At 68.5% G+C, this 16,736-nt stretch carries 16 protein-coding genes, 1 pseudogene and 1 riboswitch; of the genes and pseudogenes, 10 read left to right on the top strand and 7 right to left on the bottom strand.

Annotation, left to right across the window (positions count from 1 at the left end):
• Positions 1–105: 105 nt before the first annotated feature.
• Together QAD21_RS13915 and QAD21_RS13910 are read right to left on the bottom strand one after the other, a co-directional pair.
• The gene (locus QAD21_RS13915; RefSeq protein ID WP_280359730.1) at positions 106–810 is read right to left on the bottom strand and encodes a hypothetical protein; all 705 of its coding nucleotides are present in this window, start codon (positions 808–810) and stop codon (positions 106–108) included.
• Positions 720–3,305, bottom strand: a complete 2,586-nt coding sequence (locus QAD21_RS13910) for a BTAD domain-containing putative transcriptional regulator (RefSeq protein ID WP_280359729.1) — start codon at positions 3,303–3,305, stop codon at positions 720–722. The genes QAD21_RS13915 and QAD21_RS13910 overlap by 91 nt, the downstream gene beginning before the upstream one ends.
• Positions 3,306–3,387: 82 nt before the next feature.
• Between QAD21_RS13910 and QAD21_RS13905 the strand changes: the two are divergent.
• Both QAD21_RS13905 and QAD21_RS13900 read left to right on the top strand, forming a co-directional pair.
• Positions 3,388–3,787 (top strand): annotated as a pseudogene (locus QAD21_RS13905) (VOC family protein).
• 40 nt (positions 3,788–3,827) lie between these two features.
• Positions 3,828–4,415: a mismatch-specific DNA-glycosylase gene (locus QAD21_RS13900; RefSeq protein ID WP_159370944.1), complete on the top strand. Its 588-nt coding sequence runs from the start codon at positions 3,828–3,830 to the stop codon at positions 4,413–4,415.
• On the opposite strand, the gene QAD21_RS13895 is transcribed toward QAD21_RS13900, so the two are convergent.
• From QAD21_RS13895 to QAD21_RS13880, 4 genes are read right to left on the bottom strand one after another with little or no spacing between them, the layout of a single operon-like run.
• Positions 4,396–4,692, bottom strand: a complete 297-nt coding sequence (locus QAD21_RS13895) for a DUF503 domain-containing protein (protein WP_058253180.1) — start codon at positions 4,690–4,692, stop codon at positions 4,396–4,398. The two genes, QAD21_RS13900 and QAD21_RS13895, sit on opposite strands and share 20 nt — an antisense overlap.
• Complete coding sequence (ppk2, locus tag QAD21_RS13890; protein ID WP_280359728.1) at positions 4,692–5,522, bottom strand: polyphosphate kinase 2; 831 nt, start codon at positions 5,520–5,522, stop codon at positions 4,692–4,694. The genes QAD21_RS13895 and ppk2 overlap by 1 nt, the downstream gene beginning before the upstream one ends.
• A gap of 11 nt (positions 5,523–5,533) precedes the next feature.
• The gene (locus QAD21_RS13885; protein ID WP_280359727.1) at positions 5,534–6,517 is read right to left on the bottom strand and encodes a malate dehydrogenase; all 984 of its coding nucleotides are present in this window, start codon (positions 6,515–6,517) and stop codon (positions 5,534–5,536) included.
• Positions 6,514–6,930 (bottom strand): META domain-containing protein, encoded by a 417-nt coding sequence (locus QAD21_RS13880; RefSeq protein WP_280361727.1) that lies wholly within the window; start codon positions 6,928–6,930, stop codon positions 6,514–6,516. Before QAD21_RS13880 ends, QAD21_RS13885 begins: the two co-directional genes overlap by 4 nt.
• 88 nt (positions 6,931–7,018) lie before the next feature.
• On the opposite strand from QAD21_RS13880, the gene QAD21_RS13875 reads away from it, so the two are divergent.
• The gene (locus QAD21_RS13875) at positions 7,019–8,233 is read left to right on the top strand and encodes a hypothetical protein (RefSeq protein ID WP_205333679.1); all 1,215 of its coding nucleotides are present in this window, start codon (positions 7,019–7,021) and stop codon (positions 8,231–8,233) included.
• A gap of 36 nt (positions 8,234–8,269) precedes the next feature.
• Here QAD21_RS13875 and QAD21_RS13870 read toward each other — a convergent pair whose 3' ends face one another.
• On the bottom strand, positions 8,270–9,817 hold the full coding sequence (locus QAD21_RS13870; protein WP_280359726.1) for a hypothetical protein: 1,548 nt from the start codon (positions 9,815–9,817) through the stop codon (positions 8,270–8,272).
• Positions 9,818–9,969: 152 nt separating this feature from the next.
• Between QAD21_RS13870 and secA2 the strand changes: the two genes are divergently transcribed.
• The 7 genes from secA2 to QAD21_RS13835 all read left to right on the top strand — a co-directional run bounded on the left by secA2 (position 9,970) and on the right by QAD21_RS13835 (position 16,555).
• A complete protein-coding gene (gene secA2 / locus QAD21_RS13865; protein WP_280359725.1) occupies positions 9,970–12,381 on the top strand; it encodes an accessory Sec system translocase SecA2 in 2,412 nt (803 codons plus the stop codon).
• Complete coding sequence (locus QAD21_RS13860; RefSeq protein ID WP_055475391.1) at positions 12,378–13,007, top strand: CDP-alcohol phosphatidyltransferase family protein; 630 nt, start codon at positions 12,378–12,380, stop codon at positions 13,005–13,007. Before secA2 ends, QAD21_RS13860 begins: the two co-directional genes overlap by 4 nt.
• 20 nt (positions 13,008–13,027) lie before the next feature.
• Entirely contained in the window at positions 13,028–13,432 is a 405-nt protein-coding gene (gene gcvH, locus QAD21_RS13855; protein ID WP_055475392.1) for a glycine cleavage system protein GcvH, read from the top strand.
• 315 nt (positions 13,433–13,747) lie between these two features.
• Entirely contained in the window at positions 13,748–14,200 is a 453-nt protein-coding gene (gene garA, locus QAD21_RS13850; protein ID WP_055475393.1) for a glycogen accumulation regulator GarA, read from the top strand.
• Between the two features lie 41 nt (positions 14,201–14,241).
• Positions 14,242–14,928, top strand: coding sequence for a MerR family transcriptional regulator (locus QAD21_RS13845; RefSeq protein WP_055475436.1), 687 nt, complete (start codon positions 14,242–14,244; stop codon positions 14,926–14,928).
• A 174-nt stretch (positions 14,929–15,102) separates the two neighbouring features.
• Positions 15,103–15,615: a bifunctional nuclease family protein gene (locus tag QAD21_RS13840; protein WP_055475394.1), complete on the top strand. Its 513-nt coding sequence runs from the start codon at positions 15,103–15,105 to the stop codon at positions 15,613–15,615.
• A gap of 295 nt (positions 15,616–15,910) precedes the next feature.
• On the top strand, positions 15,911–16,555 hold the full coding sequence (locus QAD21_RS13835) for a MerR family transcriptional regulator (RefSeq protein WP_055475395.1): 645 nt from the start codon (positions 15,911–15,913) through the stop codon (positions 16,553–16,555).
• 29 nt (positions 16,556–16,584) lie between these two features.
• A riboswitch (glycine riboswitch) is annotated at positions 16,585–16,688 on the top strand.
• Positions 16,689–16,736: the final 48 nt, after the last annotated feature.

The raw sequence follows: 16,736 nt of genomic DNA, 5'->3' as shown, positions 1-16,736 counted from the left end.
GCGGCCGGAACGATCCGGCGGAATTCGTCGGGCTCCGGACGACGCCGGAGTCCTGACCAGGGTCGCCGACGGCGCTTGAAGGCGACTTGAGGCGGACTTGGCGACTCAGGTCGGGGACGTCAGACCCCAGGTCGTGGCCAGTGAGTCGATCCGTCGGATCAACCCGTCCGCCTCCTGCGCGCGGGCGGTGTCGCGCGCGGTCGCCAGCGTGGCGCCGACCACGGATGCCGGACGCCCGTTGGCGTACTCGTAACGTGCGCGTACGAGGAGGCGGTGGGCGTCGGCATAGCGTTCACCGGTGCGGTCGGCGAAGTCGTCGGCCCGGTCGAGCAGTGTGGCGGCGTCGGTGAGCTTGCCGGCAACGACGAGGACCTCGGCGTGCAGACCCAGCCAGTAGCCCTCACCTGTCCGCGGGTGATCCTCCATGCCGACCTCGTCGGCACCCAGTCGCTCGATGTGCTCCAGGGCGTCGTCGAGGTCGCCGGTGAGGGCGCGCGCCCACCAGTACATGCGTTCGCCGCCGCGACGGAGGTAGGCGAGGGGTCCGACGCCGTCGGACGTGATGGCCGGGCCCGCGTCCAGAACCCACCTCGTGTCGCCGAGCATCGACGCCGCGCCGACGGCGAAGATGGCCATGGCGAGCCGGGACCGTGGATCGGGATGGGCATCGGCCATCGCGGCGAAGAGGTCTCGGCCGGCGTCGACACCGCGATGCACGGTCACCGCCCAGGCGCGGAAACCGCGGGCCATCGCGAGCTGATCGTCGCGGAGACCGTCGACGACGACGTCGATCGGCGCATAGTCCTCCAAGATGCGATGCGCCGCACCGAAATTGCCGCGTGTGAACTCGTCGATGCCGGCGGCGTGCATGCCCAGATGGGTGACGACCGGGTCGTCGGATCTCTCGGCGCGCGACGCAGATCCTCCGCGAGGCGGTGCCCGGTGTGTGTATCCGCGATCTGGATGTGGGCCGCACAGCGGGCGTAGTCGAGGGTGGCGAGGAGCCGGGCGTCGCCGAGGGCGGAGGCGAGTACACGGGCGCGGTCCTGCAGCTCGGGATCGGCGGCGAAGTACCCGTGCGCCGCGACGTCTCCGGCCAGTTGGGTGGTGATCGCGACGAGCTCCGCCTGCTGGTCGCCGGTCGCGCGGGCGAGTGTCGCCGCATCCCCGAGATGCCGGCGGGCCCCGTCGAAATCGTAGGTGCGCAGGGCGATGTTCCCCGCCGCGAGGAGGGCGGTCGTGGTGCGCTCGCGGTCGGCCAGCGGCCCGGCGGACCACAGATGCCGCGCGACTCTCGCCACGGCATGCGGCGAGGAGTTGCCGGCGAGGGCGTCGGCGACCGCGAGATGCAGTCGCCGGGCCCGCATGGCCGAGATGCCGTCCGCGATCGCCTCCCGGATGATGTCGTGACTGAAGCCGAATCCGAACGGGTCGTCCGGTCCGAGATCGATGACACCCGCCTCGCCCGCGGGTTCGAGGAGGTCGAGCGCCTCGTCCACCGGGCGCTTCGCGGCGGTCGCCAGCAGGACCAGGTCCACGCGGGTCCCGATGAGGGACGCGAGTTCGAGCAGTTCGGTCGTCGCCGCGGACATGCCGACCAGTCGCTGGCGCACCACATCACGGATGCCGGACGGGACGGCGCTGCCCGCGATGGACCCCCGGTCGGCCAGGATGCGGGCGAGCTCGCGCACGAAGAAGGCGTTGCCTCCGGTGCGTCGCTGGATCGACGACACGGTGGCGACCTCCGGCCACTGCCGGGTCTCGCGCCGGATGAGCTCGGAGATGTCGTCGCCGCCGAGCGGGCCGACGTGGAGGCGGCGATGCTCCGGCAACCGGGCCAGCGTCGCCAGGGTGGTGGCGACGACGGGCCGGTTCGACGGCGAACGCAACGAGGCGAAGAACGTGACCCCGGCGGTGCGTCGTGCGGCCATGTGCGCGAACAACTCCAGAGACGCACCGTCGGCCCACTGCAGATCGTCGAGCACGATGATCAGCTTCGACGTCGCGGCCACCCCCTCGAGGAGATCGGCGGCCTGGTCGTAGAACTGGAATCGAGCGGCCGCGTCCGGCATCTGCCGGGGCGGCGGGATCACGTTGACGCCCTCGGTCACCATCCGGCCGAGTGGACTGTCGAGGAGTCGTTCCCGATCGGCGGGGTCGAGCCGGGGGAGGACCGCACCGAGGATCTGCACCCACGGCCACATCGAGGGTGCGGCCGGGTCGTCGACGCAGCGCCCCCACAGGACCCGGAGGTCGGCGGCGCCCGCGGCCCGACGGCCGGCTTCGTCGATGAGCGCCGTCTTGCCCGCGCCCGGTTCGCCCTCGACCACGACCACGCCGCCGTGTCCTGTCATCGAGGCGAGCACCGCCCGATGCAAGGCGGCGAGTTCGTCGGTCCGGCCGACCACGGACGGGGCGTCGTCGAGGTCGACGTCGTCGACCGATTCGTCCGTCATCGACTGCGTCGACGTCCGCGGGCCCGGTGCCGGGACGTCCGGCGCAAGCGTCACCTTGCCCGCGGCGGTGGCGGCCGGGGCGTCGAGATGCGGAGCGTGGTCGAGGATGTCGCGTTCGAGGGTGCGGAGACGGGGTCCCGGGTCGACGCCGATCTCCTCGGCGAGGGTCCGGCGGGCGGTGGCGATCGCCCCGAGTGCGTCGGACTGACGGCCGAGTCGGTAGAGGGCGGTGGCGAACAGCACCCACAAGCCCTCGTCGAGCGGCGCGCGTTCGACCTCGGTCTCCAGTTCGGTGACGAGCAGGCGGTGGTCGCCGTCGGCCATGCGGGCCTCGAAGGACATCTCCCGCGCCGCCTGCAGCATGCGGTCGAGGTGATCGGCGGCCTCGTCCCGGAAGGCGAGGCCCTCGAACTCGGGGAGCAGGGGACGATAGTCGGCGAGCACCTGGTGCAGCAGCGGTGCGGCACCCGCCGCGTCGCCCTGTTGCATCAATGCACGAGCATCGCCGACCCGGGCGGTCAGCCTGCGCACGTCGACGTTGTCGGCGGCCGTCGGGAGGCTGTACCCCGTCCCGTGGGTGAGCAGGACCGTGGAGGGAGTCCGAGGCTTTCGATGCGGCTCGAGGACTTTGCGCAGGCCCGAGATGTAGGACTGGAGCGACACCTCGGCGCGCTCCGGAGGCGAATCGCCCCAGATGCCCTCGATCAGACTGTCGGCGCGCACCGGAACACCCTCGGCGAGAATCAGCTGAGCGAGTGTCGCCCGCTGCTTGCGCGTGCCGAGTTCGACGGGGTCGGAACCGATCTGAGCCCCGAGGCCGCCCAAGACCGTATAGGAGATTTCGAGCATCAGCGTGAGTGTAAGTGGTGATCGGGTCCGTCCGGGCGGCTAGCGGCGAACGTGCCGACGATCTGCCCGCGACCGCCCGGGGATGTCGGTGGCCGGGAGTAGCTTGGCAGGCATGAGTCTCGCACTGGGCATGATCACCGTCGACGCACTCGCGCCCGCGCCCCTGGCGACGTGGTGGGCCGAGCAGCTCGGCGGCCGCATCGTCGAGGACAACGACGGTTACTTCGTCGTCGTCGCGGTCGGGGAGGGCGAGCCGCTGTTCGCGTTCCAGCAGGTCGAGGACCCCACGCCCGGCAAGAACCGCGTCCACCTCGACCTGACCACCGACGATCTCGAGACGGAGGGTGGATCGACTCGTGGCGGCGGGCGCGAGCCGGATCGCCGATCGTGAGATGCCCGGCTTCGTGTGGGTGACGCTCGCCGACCCCGACGGCAACCAGTTCTGCGTGTCGGCCCGACACGGTGCGGAGACGGCATCCTGACGCGTTCCCGCATCGCCCGGCCGGATACCCGGTGTGCCTGATGGGATTCACCCGGGCCGACCTGCTCGCCTACCGAGACCGCACCGTCGACGACCTCGTGGGCGAGGGCTGCAAGCTGCTGTTCGTCGGCATCAACCCCGGCCTGTGGACCGCGGCCACCGGTGCGCATTTCGCCCGGCCCGGCAATCGGTTCTACCCGGCGCTCGCCCGGGCCGGCATCGTCGACCACGTGATCGACGCATCGACGGGCATGTCCGACGCCGACCGGACGATGCTGCTCGACCGCGGCGTGGGGATCACCAACGTCGTGCCACGCGCCACCGCGACCGCCGCCGAACTGACCGTCGAGGAGTTCCGCAAGGGGGGACGCCGCCTGCGCGAACGGGTTCGTGAGATCCGCCCACGGGTTGTCGCGGTCGCCGGGATCACCGCGTATCGCAGCGCGTTCGGGCGCCGCGATGCCGTGCCGGGGCGGCAGGACGAGACGTGGGACGGGGCCGAACTCTGGGTGGTCCCCAACCCGAGCGGACTGAACGCGCACGAGACGGTCGAGTCCCTCGCGGCCGCCTACCGCCGGGCCGCGGCTGCCGCCGGGGTCGTCGACGACCTCAGAAGTCCTCCGAGCTGACGACCCGGCGTCGCACCGACAGCAACTCGACTTCGGGATGGGCTGCCGCAGAACGTTCGACGGCGTCGAGCACGTCGACGACATGTCCGCGGTCGGCGGCCACCGCACTGACCCCGATGACGGTTCGCCGATGGACGTCGAGGTGTCCGACCTCGGCAGCCGAGACCGTGTACCGCTTGCGCAGGTCGGCGACGATCGGTCGCACCACGGACCGCTTCTGTTTCAGCGAGTGCACGTCACCGAGCAGATAGTCGAACTCGCAGAACCCGATCCACATCAGTGGTCGGTGCGGATCAGCGTCGCCACGTGGTCGGGTACGTACTTGGACAGCGAGCGCGGCGGGCGGTGATAGTTGCCCGACTCGATCGGATGCTTGGGCAGGGACACGCGGGGGCGGGGGACCTCGGCGTACTCGATGGTCGACAGCAGATGCGAGATCATGTTCAGGCGAGCATGCTTCTTCACGTCGGATTCGACGACGTACCAGGGACTCAGCGCGGTGTCGGTGTGGACCATCATCTCGTCCTTGGCGCGCGAGTAGTCCTCCCACCGGTACACCGACTCGAGATCCATCGGGCTCAGCTTCCATTGCCGCACTGGGTCGTTCATGCGTGACCGGAACCGCTTGAGCTGTTCGTCGTCGGACACCGAGAACCAGTACTTGCGCAGCAGGATGCCGTCGTCGATGAGCATCTGCTCGAAGATCGGGGTCTGCCGCAGGAACCGCGAGTGCTCCTCGGGGGTGCAGAAACCCATGACCTTCTCCACGCCGGCGCGGTTGTACCAGGACCGGTCGAACAAGACGATCTCGCCGGGCGCGGGCAGATGCGCGACGTAACGCTGGTAATACCACTGTCCGCGTTCACGATCCGTCGGCGCCGGGAGCGCGGCGACCCGTGCGATCCGTGGGCTCAGATACTCGGTGATGCGCTTGATCGTTCCGCCCTTGCCGGCAGCGTCACGCCCCTCGAAGATGACCACGACGCGGGTGCCGCTGTCACGGACCCATTCCTGGAGCTTCACGAGTTCGGTCTGCAACCGGAACAACTCCGCCTCGTAGACCTTGTTCCCGATCTTGGCCCTTTTCGCCTTGTCCTTCTTCGACATGAGCAGAAACACTACGGGGTGGACACGGCCTCGCGCTCGGATTGGAGTTCGGCGACCGACGCGTCGATCCGCGCCCGCGAGAACTCGTTGATGTCGAGACCCTCGACGATCTGCCACCGGCCGTCGACCGAGCGCACCGGAAACGAGCACACGAGTCCCTCGGGGACTCCATAGGCTCCCGGGGACGGCAGCGCCACCGACGTCCAGTCGTCGGGCGGTGTCCCGAGCACCCAGTCGTGGACATGGTCGATGGTGGCGTTCGCTGCCGAGGCCGCCGACGACGATCCGCGAGCCTCGATGATCGCGGTGCCACGGCGGGCGACGGTCGGGATGAAGTCGTCGACGAGCCAGTCACGGTCGGCGGCGATGTCCGCGCCGCTTCGGTTGCCGACCCGGGCGTGGAAGATGTCGGGGTACTGGGTGGCGGAGTGGTTGCCCCACACCGTGACCCGGCTGATCTCGTCGACGCTCGCGCCGGTCCGGCGAGCGAGCTGGGCGATGGCGCGGTTGTGGTCCAACCGGGTCAGCGCGGTGAACCGTTCAGGCGGGACCTCGGGTGCGTTGGCGGCGGCGACCGCGGCGTTGGTGTTGGCGGGGTTGCCGACGACGATCACCCGGATGTCATCGGCGGCAACGTCGTTGATGACCGAGCCCTGGGCGGCGAAGATGTCGGAGTTGGCGGCCAGCAGGTCGGCGCGCTCCATGCCCTTGGTGCGCGGACGGGCCCCGATGAGCAGACCGAAACTCGCCCCGTCGAACGCCTTGCGCGGATCGTCGAGGACGTCGACGGACTTCAGGAGGGGGAACGCGCCGTCGTCGAGTTCCATCGCGGTGCCGACTGCGCCGGAGATCGCCTGCGGGAGTTCGAGGAGTCGGAGAGCAACCGGTTGGTCGTGACCGAGCATCGCGCCGGCGGCGATGCGGAAGACGCTGGCGTATCCGATGCTGCCGGCGGCACCCGTCACGGTCACCGTCACCGGTATCCGCCGGTTCATGCCGGCTTCTCGGTCAACAGGACCTGCGCCGCGGGGCCGACGAGGATGAGGGAGTGGCCGACCGAATACCAGGTCAGCGGTTCCTTCGTGAACTCGGTGACCCAGGTGTCGGCCTCGGCGCGCGGCCCGGGGCAGGCCATCATCGTCGAGGCGAGGGAACCCAGGCGCAACAGCGAGTTGTCGACGCGGAGGTCGCCGATGTGTCGGTTGCAGCCGGCCGACAGTGCGATCCGGTTGGCGGCGGGGAAACTGACCTCCAGCGGTCCGCCACCGGGGATCTGCTCCCCGGCCACCGCGGTCGAGGTGTAGGTCTTGCCGACGAAGCCGGGGGCGGGGGGAGCGGCGACCGCGGACCCGGGGCCGACGAGCATCGTGCCGGCCGCGGCGATCACCGCGCTGAGCAGTAAGGCCATGCGTAGGCTGATGCGGTGTTCGCCGGAACTCACGTGCACAACGGTAGCCGACCGGACAGGGGATGGATATGACGAATGTGGGGGATCCATGGTCCCGGTGACGTGTCGGACCGAGTACCTGACCGGTCGCCACCATCGTTCGGCCACCGCCGCCTGGGTCCTCATGGTCGCCGGGATGATCGCACTCGTCGCGCTCAACATCGCCGGGGTCGACGGTCTCATCACGTCGGCGGTGGTCGGTGGCGCGATCGCGGCGTCGTTGCTCGGGGCGGCCTTCGGCCGGCTCGGTGAACGCGGCGCGGTCCTGCTGACCGTCGACGACGACACGGTCTACTTCGGGAACGAGGACCGCACACTCGTCGGCTACCCGCTCGACTCGCTCGTCACGGTGGCCGTGGGTGGGCCGGCGGACGCGACTTCGGAGATGGCCGGCGAGCGTGCGCGTCACCTGACGGTCGTCGGGCAGAAGTATCTGAAACTCACCTTCGCGAGCCGGGACGGTGAGCCCGTTCCCGCCGACCGGACGCCACCCGGCTCGCGGGACGAGTCCGACGACACGCCCGAGACGGAGTTCTGGCGGGTCGCCGTCGTCGAGGGGGATCCGGCGGTCGCGGAGATCCTGGCCCGACTCCGCCGGCACGCGCCCGAACGCATCGCCACGAAGAAGAAGGGCGCCCCGACGCCGGCCGGGTCGCGGGCGGCAGCGGCGAGCGCCCCGCCGGACGAAACGGTCGACCTGACCCGACCCGCATCCGGCGGGCCCCGGATCGCCGACGCGGGTTCTGACGAAGCGGCGCAACGGTTGTGGGAGGAAGCGGCGCGTCGCCACGACGAGGTCCTCGGCGCCTACGGAACATACGAACTCGATCCCGCCATGCTGCTGAGGTATCCGGCCGTGACCGACGTGACGGTCGAACAGACGCAGACCTTCCATCTCGCGCTCGACGAGGCGATGGCTCTGCGGACCGACGACTACCCGGACAACCGCTCGCGCGCCGACGCCTACCAGCAGTCCGTCGCCAGACTGCGGCGGGCCTGGATCGCCTGCGAGAAGAACGGCCGGCGGGTGGGCGCAAGCTACCTGGAGCAGACCGATCAGGACGACCTCGATCGCGCGCTCAAGCTCTACAACCACGCCGCCGCCAGCAGCACGCCGGCCGAACAGGCGACGTACTACGGCCGCGTCCGCGACATCGTCACCACGATGACCGATCGCGGGGTGCTGCATCCGCCCGAAGCGGCGGTGGCCGAACTGCAGGCCGTCACGCGGAGGGCGCTGGAAGCGGGGACGCCGAAGGTGTGAGGCCGGCCAGTGTGGTCGCGCCGGCCGGCTCCGGCGTCAGTACCGGCCTTCCTTGATGAAGCGTCCGTCCAACGAATAGACCGCCTCGGCGTCGTCGGTGTTGGCGATGTCCATGCGGATGACGAACTGCGGAGCCTCGTCGATGTAGTTGCGTTCGACTTCGACGCCCACCGCATCGCGGTCGTACTCCGGGACAGACGCACGTCTCATCAAGTCGGCCCTGACCTGGTCGAGGGTGTCTGCCGAGATGCTGTCGAAGCGGAAGCCTTCGCTTCGGTAACGGCCTTCGCTGACAGAGGCCACCGGGAATTCGCCGGGCGCGACGGCGACTTCGCCGCCACGGTCGCCGAGCCGGTACCGGACCAGGACCCCGCCAGAGTTCTGGATGATGCTCGCTGTGACCGGGGACACACCGTCCGCTGTCCCCTGGATGATGAACTCCTCGATGACGGGTGCGTCCAGAGGGACACGCGCAGCCGCCAGTTCACGTCGTGCCAGTTCAAACGACTTGGCGAAGTCCGCGGGGTCGAAGAACTCGGCGACGGTGCCGTCGGGTGTCGCCTGGACAACGTAATCATCGACGACGCCCTCGTCGGGTTCGATGGTCCCGGTGATCAATACCGGACCGTCCGGTCCGCGCCGTTCGATGACCACCTTGTCCAGTTCCGGTTCGGTGGAGTACGGCCGGACCGCCGCCACCATCGGGTCGGCGAGTGAGCCAAGCGTGTTCGGGTCGATGGCCGCGGCGTCGAAGGTCTTGTTCGCTCTTTCGGTGTTGGGCACGACTGACGAATTCGAGTACCCGTCACCGATGTTGATCGTCCTGGCACGGCCGGTAGTGGGATCGAAGACGCGCGCAGAGGCCGACGGAGAGCCGATCTCGTAGTCGAGTTGCAGCACGTTGTGTACGCCCTGCGGGCCCGCGTATTCAGCGATTGCATCCAGCATCCGCCGATGGTGATCGGCGAGAGTCGCCGCGTTGTCTTCGTCGGCCTCGTCGTCGGAATCGATCGCGGAATCGAACCCGGAGAGCGACGGCCCCTCGACGTGCCACCCGCCGGCGACACCGAACAGCAAGGCGCCGACCACGAGCAGGGTCACCGCGGGATAGACGAGCGCCCAGCGGCCGGGCTGGTCGTCGAATTCGGGGGTCTCCGGCTGGTCGCGGGGCGGGAGAGCGTCCGGCGGCAGTGTCGTGAACGGGGTGTCGGTCAGCGACTGGAAATTCCCCTTGGTCATCGAGGTGATCCAGCGCGCCCGGTACGCGGTGTCGTTCGGTGGGTTGATCGTCGCGGTGACCATGGTCGGTTGCGAGTCGTCGGCGGTGAGGCTGCTGCGGGTGAGTGCCTCCACCTCCACCTGCGGTGCGTCCGGCGACGTGGCGCGCCGGAACTCCGGCAGTTCCGACACCCGGGAAGCGCGGGGACTGACCGCGATGCCGGCGAAGACCAGGGGGATCCCGAAGAACAGCGCGACCCACCAGTCGTTGAATGCGCCGAGGCCGACCCCGACCGCGATGAGCGACCCGGCGATCGTCGCGCGCAGGAGGCGGAGTCGAACCCTGGTCCGGCGAGTCCTGGTCATGGGCCGTCCTTAGTCCTCAAGCCGAATCGGGTGGACTGATCATAATGTCGGCGTCCTCGGTCGACCAGCGGCCGCGTACCGTTGTTGCTGACCTGACCGCCCGGAGGGGGTGGGTCGCGACGGAACCGGGAACGATCAGGAGAAATGTTTCGGTGGGAAAGCTGAGCAACAGCATGTGGCGCCTTCTGGGCGCCCAGTCGACTCGCAACCAGTCGAAGTCGTTGGGTGTGATCAAGGATGCCGAAGCCCACACCGACTGGGCCGCCGAACTCGCCGACGACGCGTTCGGCGCGGAGGCCGAGAAACTCGACATCGCCGAGAAGCCCGCGGACCGCGCGAAGTTCCTCGCCCTGGTCCGGGAAGCCGCCGACCGCACCATCGACCTGCGGCCGTTCGACGTCCAGTTGCAGGGCGCCCTCCGACTCCTGGAGGGCGACATCGTCGAGATGGCCACCGGTGAGGGCAAGACGCTCGCCGGCGCCATCGCCGCGATCGGCCATGTGCTGCAGGGACATCAGGTCCACGTGATCTCGGTCAACGACTATCTGGCGACCCGCGACGCGGAGTGGATGAAGCCGCTGTTCGACGCCTTCGGCATCACCGTCCACGCGGTCTCGGAGAACTCGAGCCGCGAGGAACGGCGACGCGCCTACACCGGTGACGTCACCTACGGTTCGGTCAACGAGATCGGCTTCGACGTCCTGCGCGATCAGCTCGCCCTGTCCGAAGCGGACCTCGTCTCACCGACACCCGACGTGGCCATCATCGACGAGGCGGATTCGGTGCTCGTCGACGAGGCGCTCGTGCCGCTGGTGCTCGCCGGTTCGACCGAGACCGAGGTACCGGACGCGGCGATCCACGACGTCGTGTCGCGGATGAAGAACAAGCACTACGAGGTCGACGCGGAGGGCCGCAACGTCACCCTGACCGACGAGGGTGCGGTGTTCGTCGAGGAAGAACTCGGCGGCATCGACCTCTACAGCGAGGAACACGTCGGCACGACGCTCGTACACGTCAGCATCGCCATGCACGCCCACTATCTCCTCGAACGCGACATCCACTACATCGTCCGCGACGGCGGCGTGCACCTCATCAACGCCTCGCGCGGCCGCGTCGCGCAGCTCCAGCGCTGGCCCGACGGGGTCCAGGCCGCGGTCGAGCTCAAGGAAGGGCTGACCCAGACCGATTCGGGTGAGGTCATCGACACCATCACGGTGCAGGCCCTGATCGGCCGCTACCCGAAGGTCTGCGGCATGACCGGCACCGCGCTCGCCGCCGGCGAGCAGTTCCGCCAGTTCTACGAACTGCGCGTCTCGCAGATCCCGCCGAACACCCCCAACGTCCGGACCGACCTGCCCGACCGGGTCTACGACACCAAGGCAAACAAGGTCGAGGCGATCGTCGCCTACGTCAAGGAGATCCACGAGACCGGACAACCCGTCCTCATCGGTACCCACGACGTGGCCGAGTCCGAGGAGCTCGCGTACTTCCTCGACAAGGCCGGGGTGTCGTCGGTCGTGCTCAACGCGAAGAACGACGCCGAAGAGGCGAAGATCATCGCCGAGGCCGGCGCCCGGGGCGCCGTCACCGTGTCCACCCAGATGGCCGGACGGGGGACCGACATCCGCCTGGGCGGTTCGAAGGACGACACGGACGCCCACGACGAGGTCATCGAACTCGGCGGGTTGTGCGTCGTCGGAACGGGCCGCCACGACACCGAACGCCTCGACAGTCAGCTGCGTGGACGCGCGGGCCGTCAGGGCGATCCCGGTACGTCGGTGTTCTTCTCCAGCCTCGAGGACCCGGTCGTCACCAAGAACCTCGCGTTCAAACGAGATCCCGTGTCGCCCAACGAGGACGGTTCGATGGGCAGCAAGGGCGTCGACCTCATCGAGCAGGCCCAGCGGATCGCTGAGGGCGTGATGCTCGAACTGCACGCGAATACCTGGCGTTACAACAAGCTGGTCAATCAGCAGCGGGACATCATCGTCGAACGTCGTATGCAGATCCTGACCACCGACGCCGCGCTCGAAGAGCTGGCGGATCTGGAACCGGACCGCTACGCGCAGTTGACCGGGAGCACGACGACGGTGGAGACCACCACCGACGAGGCCGACGCCGAGAAGGCCGACGCCGAGAAGGCCGACGCCGAGAAGGCCGCGACCGATCACGGGGCCACCCCCGCCGTCGCGCCCGTGCCTCGCGAGGTGTTGTCACAGGCCGCGCGCGAGATCGTGCTCTACCATCTCGACCGCGCCTGGGCCGACCATCTCGCGTTCGTCTCCGACGTCCGCGCCAGCATCCACCTCCGGTCGCTGGGCAAGGAGAGCCCGCTGGACGAGTTCCACCGGCTGATCCTCGCCGAGTTCGCCGATCTGCCCGGTACGGCCCTCGCGAAGGCGCGTGAGACGTTCCGGGAGGCCGACATCACCCCCGACGGCGTCGACCTCGGGTCGGCGGATCTGCACCGGTCGACGACCACCTGGACCTACATGGTCCACGACAACCTGTTCTCCTCGGGCGGAGCGAAAACCTTGCAGGGCATCATCGGGATCTTCCGGTGACCGAGCCGGAGGCGGCGACCACGCCGGCTCCGGACCGGATCGTCACGGTCCCGAACGCGCTGAGCGTGCTTCGGCTCGCACTCATCCCGGTGTTCGTGTGGCTGCTCCTCGTCGAGAAGGCGGACGGCTGGGCCTTCGCCGTCCTCATGTTCTCGGGCTTCTCCGATTGGGCCGACGGCAAGATTGCGCGACTCCTCGACCAGTCGTCGAAGATCGGTGCGCTGCTCGACCCGGCCGCCGACCGGCTCTACATCGTGATCATCCCGATCGCGTTCGGCATCCGGGAGTTCCTGCCGTGGTGGCTGATCGGTGTGATCATCGCGCGCGACGTCCTGCTGTTCGCGTCCGCTCCACTGTTGCGATCGCGGGGCGTGCTGGCGCTCCCGGTGCTCTACATCGGCAAGGCGGGGACCTTCGCGCTGATGAGCGCATTCCCGTGGCTTCTTGCCGGACAGCTCGATTCGATCGTGGGGACCATCGCGTACCCGATCGGCTGGGCTTTCATGATCTGGGGCGTCGGACTGTATCTGTGGTCCTTCGTCCTGTACTGGTATCAGACGATCCTGGTGATGCGGCTCATGCCGCCGCGTCACCCGGCAGGCGACTCGGCAGACAGTAGAGTCTGACGAGGACGAAAGGGGTTCGCGTGACCGACAGCAAAGTGCCAGAGACCTTGCGCTACACCGCGGAGCACGAGTGGATCGAGCGACTCGGGCCGACGACGGTGCGCGTCGGGATCACCGACTACGCCCAGGACGCTCTCGGCGACGTGGTGTTCGTCCAGCTACCCGAGAGCGGTGCGGAGGTGACCGTCGGCGAGTCGTTCGCCGAGGTCGAGTCGACGAAGAGTGTCTCGGACATCTTCGGGCCGCTCGCAGGCACGGTGTCGGCGGTGAACGACGCCCTCGACGCCTCGCCGGAACTGGTCAATTCGGACCCGTACGGCGAGGGGTGGCTGGTCGAGATCGAGGCGGCAGACGAGGCGACCCTCGACGAACACCTGGGTGAGGTACTCGACGCCGCGGGGTACCGCGCCGTCATCGAGGGGTGAGTTCTCCCGGCCGTGAACGGCCGGTGCCCCGATCGACCCGGCTGATCGCCTCCGGAACGATATGATCGTCGATGCCGGAGTCGACTCGCGCGCCGGTGGGATCGGCAGGACCGGTACGGTTACGGCAGTGGGAACGAGGCGCGACGTGACACCGATGCTCACGATCTCGCGCCGAGAACTACCCGGCCGCACAAGTCATGTAGATTCGACCGGCCATCGTGGCGAGAGCCGACGGGCACCGTCCCAGGCGATGCCGGCGGTTCCGAGAACGAGGTTGGCGACTGTGCGGTCGGCACTGACGACGACGAAGGAGAAGTGGTGAGCGAAAACGACAGGGACTTCGAGGCGCCGGTGGAGACCACATCGGTGTTCCGGGAGGAGTTCATCAATGAACTCGATGCCGGGACCAGCACCTCGAGTGAGCCGGCCGACACGGGGGTCGAACGACTCGCTCCCGGGACCGCGCTGCTTGTCGTGAAGCGAGGACCCAATGCGGGGTCGCGGTTCCTCCTCGATCAGCCGACGACCTCGGCCGGCCGGCACCCCGACAGCGACATCTTCCTCGACGACGTGACCGTCAGCCGTCGTCACGCCGAGTTCCGTCTCGGCGACAACGACTTTCAGGTCGTCGACGTGGGCAGCCTCAACGGCACGTACGTCAACCGCGAGCCGGTCGACACCGCGTCGCTGAGCAATGGCGACGAGGTTCAGATCGGCAAGTTCCGTCTGGTGTTCCTCAGCGGTCCCCGCGACGAAGCAGACGCCTGACACCCGTGACGGCGTCCACGGCCCCCCGCGGCGAAGGATCGATGTCGATCGGCACGGTCCTCGCCCAATTGCGTGATGACTTCCCGGACATCACGATCTCGAAGATCCGATTCTTGGAGTCGGAGGGTCTGGTGACCCCGGAGCGGGCTCCGTCGGGGTATCGGCGGTTCAGTCAGGCCGACTGCGAACGGCTGCGGTTCGTGCTGACCGCGCAGCGGGACCGGTATCTCCCGCTGAAGGTGATCAAGGAACAGCTCGACGCGATCGACAACGGCAACGGCGGTTTCGGTCCCGGCGGAACGCGCGTGCTGTCCGCGGCCCGCGGGACCGTGGCGCCGGCCACCGACTTCGGTGCGCGCGCCGGACGCGTCTCCCGGGAGTCGCTGATCGAACGCACCGGGGTGGATTCGGCGTTCGTCACCGAACTCCAGCGCAACGGCCTGTTGACCGCCGGGCCCGCCGGGTTCTTCGACGAGGACGCCGTACGGCTCGTCGAGGCGGCCGCGGCCCTGGCCAGTTACGGCCTGGAGACGCGTCATCTCCGGGCATTCAAGGTGTCCGCGGATCGCGAGGCGGGCCTCGTCGCCCAGATCGCCAACCCGATCGCCAAGGGCAAGGGCACCGGTGCGCGCGACCGTGCCGAGGAACTCGTGCGCGAGATCGCGGCCCTGTCGGTGACGCTGCACACGCAGTTGGTCAAGGCGGCCGTCAAGGGTGCGCTGGACTGAGATCGCGGTGCGCGCGTGCGGCCGCCGCACCGGACTGAACAGCGACGATCCGCCGAGGGCGCCCGCTGGGGGGATCCGCTGGGGTGCCGCGAGTCGGCCGCCGCTGTCCGCTCGGTCGGTGTAGCGTCGAGGTCACTGAATCGAGCGCCGTACAAGGCGTCTGGGAGGTGCGAGATGAGCGAGATGCGTGTGGTGGGCATCAGGGTCGAACCCCCGCAGAGTCAGCCGGTGTTGTTGCTGCGCGAGGTCGAGGGCGAACGCTACCTGCCGATCTGGATCGGGCAGAGTGAAGCTGCGTCGATTGCGCTGCGGCAGAAGGGGATCGAGCCTCCTCGTCCGCTGACCCACGATTTGATCGTGAACCTCATCAAGGAGTTCGGGCAGACCCTCGTCGAGGTCCGGATCGTCGACATGCAGGAGGGCACCTTCTACGCCGAGATGATCTTCACCGGCGATCTGCGGGTGTCGGCGCGGCCGTCGGATTCGATCGCGGTCGCGATGCGTGCCGAGGTGCCGATCATCGCCGACGAAGAGGTTCTCGCCGAGGCGGGGTTGCTGATCCCGGACGAGGATTCCGACGAGTCCGCCGAGGTGCAGCCCGAAGAGGTCAAAGAGGACGAGGTCGAGAAGTTCAAGGAGTTCCTCGACAACGTGTCCCCGGACGACTTCAAGGCAAGCGGCGCCTGACCGGTTCGTGGAATCCGTCGAGGAACGTGTTCGCCGACCGGAACCGAAACTCAGATCACGGAATCGACACCGCCCGATCACCATTTGTCTTGATCTCAAGTTGAGGTTGAGTGTCGTGGCGAGTCGCGTTGATCCACCGTCCTCCGCCGCATAGCGTCATCAGCGACATCGAGCACCGGACACGGGCCGATGAAGATGATCGGCCGACCGGAAACAGCCTGGACCGCGTACTGTGGACGTGGACGTCAGGCACCGTGGTGCGGCGTCCGATCCGAGCTTTGCGAGGGAGTCAGAAGTGGGCGATCGTCCGGTCGACAGCGAAACGACGTCGAGCGACCAGTCACCCGATCGTCCGGTGGGCGAGCGTCCCGACGCCGTCCCGACCCAGGGCAGCCTCGGCGAGATCGCCCCAGGTCTGTTCCCGGACGACACCGTGCCCGACGAACTCGTCGGTTACCGCGTGCCGAGTGCGTGCCAGATCGCCGGGATCACCTACCGCCAGCTCGACTACTGGGCCCGCACATCGCTGGTCGTCCCGTCGATCCGCGGAGCGGCGGGTTCCGGAAGCCAGCGCCTGTACTCGTTCAAGGACATCCTCGTCCTCAAGATCGTCAAGCGTCTGCTCGACACCGGGATCTCCCTGCAGAACATCCGCGTCGCCGTCGACCACCTCCGTCAGCGCGGTGTCGAGGACCTCGCGAAGATCACCCTGTTCTCGGACGGTACGACCGTGTACGAGTGCACCTCGGCCGAGGAGGTCGTCGACCTCCTGCAAGGCGGGCAGGGCGTGTTCGGCATCGCCGTCAGCGGCGCGATGCGCGAACTCACCGGCACCATCGCCGACTTCCCCGGCGAGCGGGCCGACGGCGGTGTCAGTGAGACCGCACCCGAGGACGAACTGGCCGCGCGGCGCAAGAACCGCGCCCGTCGCACCGGGTAGTCGAGACTCCGCGTAGACTGGCCCCGCGTCGCTACGCTGCGGGAGAGCGCCGTCGGATACTCATCGCCGGCGGCCGCCGAAGGAGCAACACCTCTCCGTCAAACTCTCAGGCACCCAGGACCGCGGTGGTGACGACGTCTCTGGAAAGTGACGATCCGTCGTCCGCCCACGGTGAAAGGCG

The organism is Gordonia sp. SMJS1, from assembly GCF_029866425.1.
Lineage (GTDB): Bacteria > Actinomycetota > Actinomycetes > Mycobacteriales > Mycobacteriaceae > Gordonia > Gordonia hongkongensis.
This window is presented reverse-complemented; position numbering and strand designations above follow the sequence as displayed.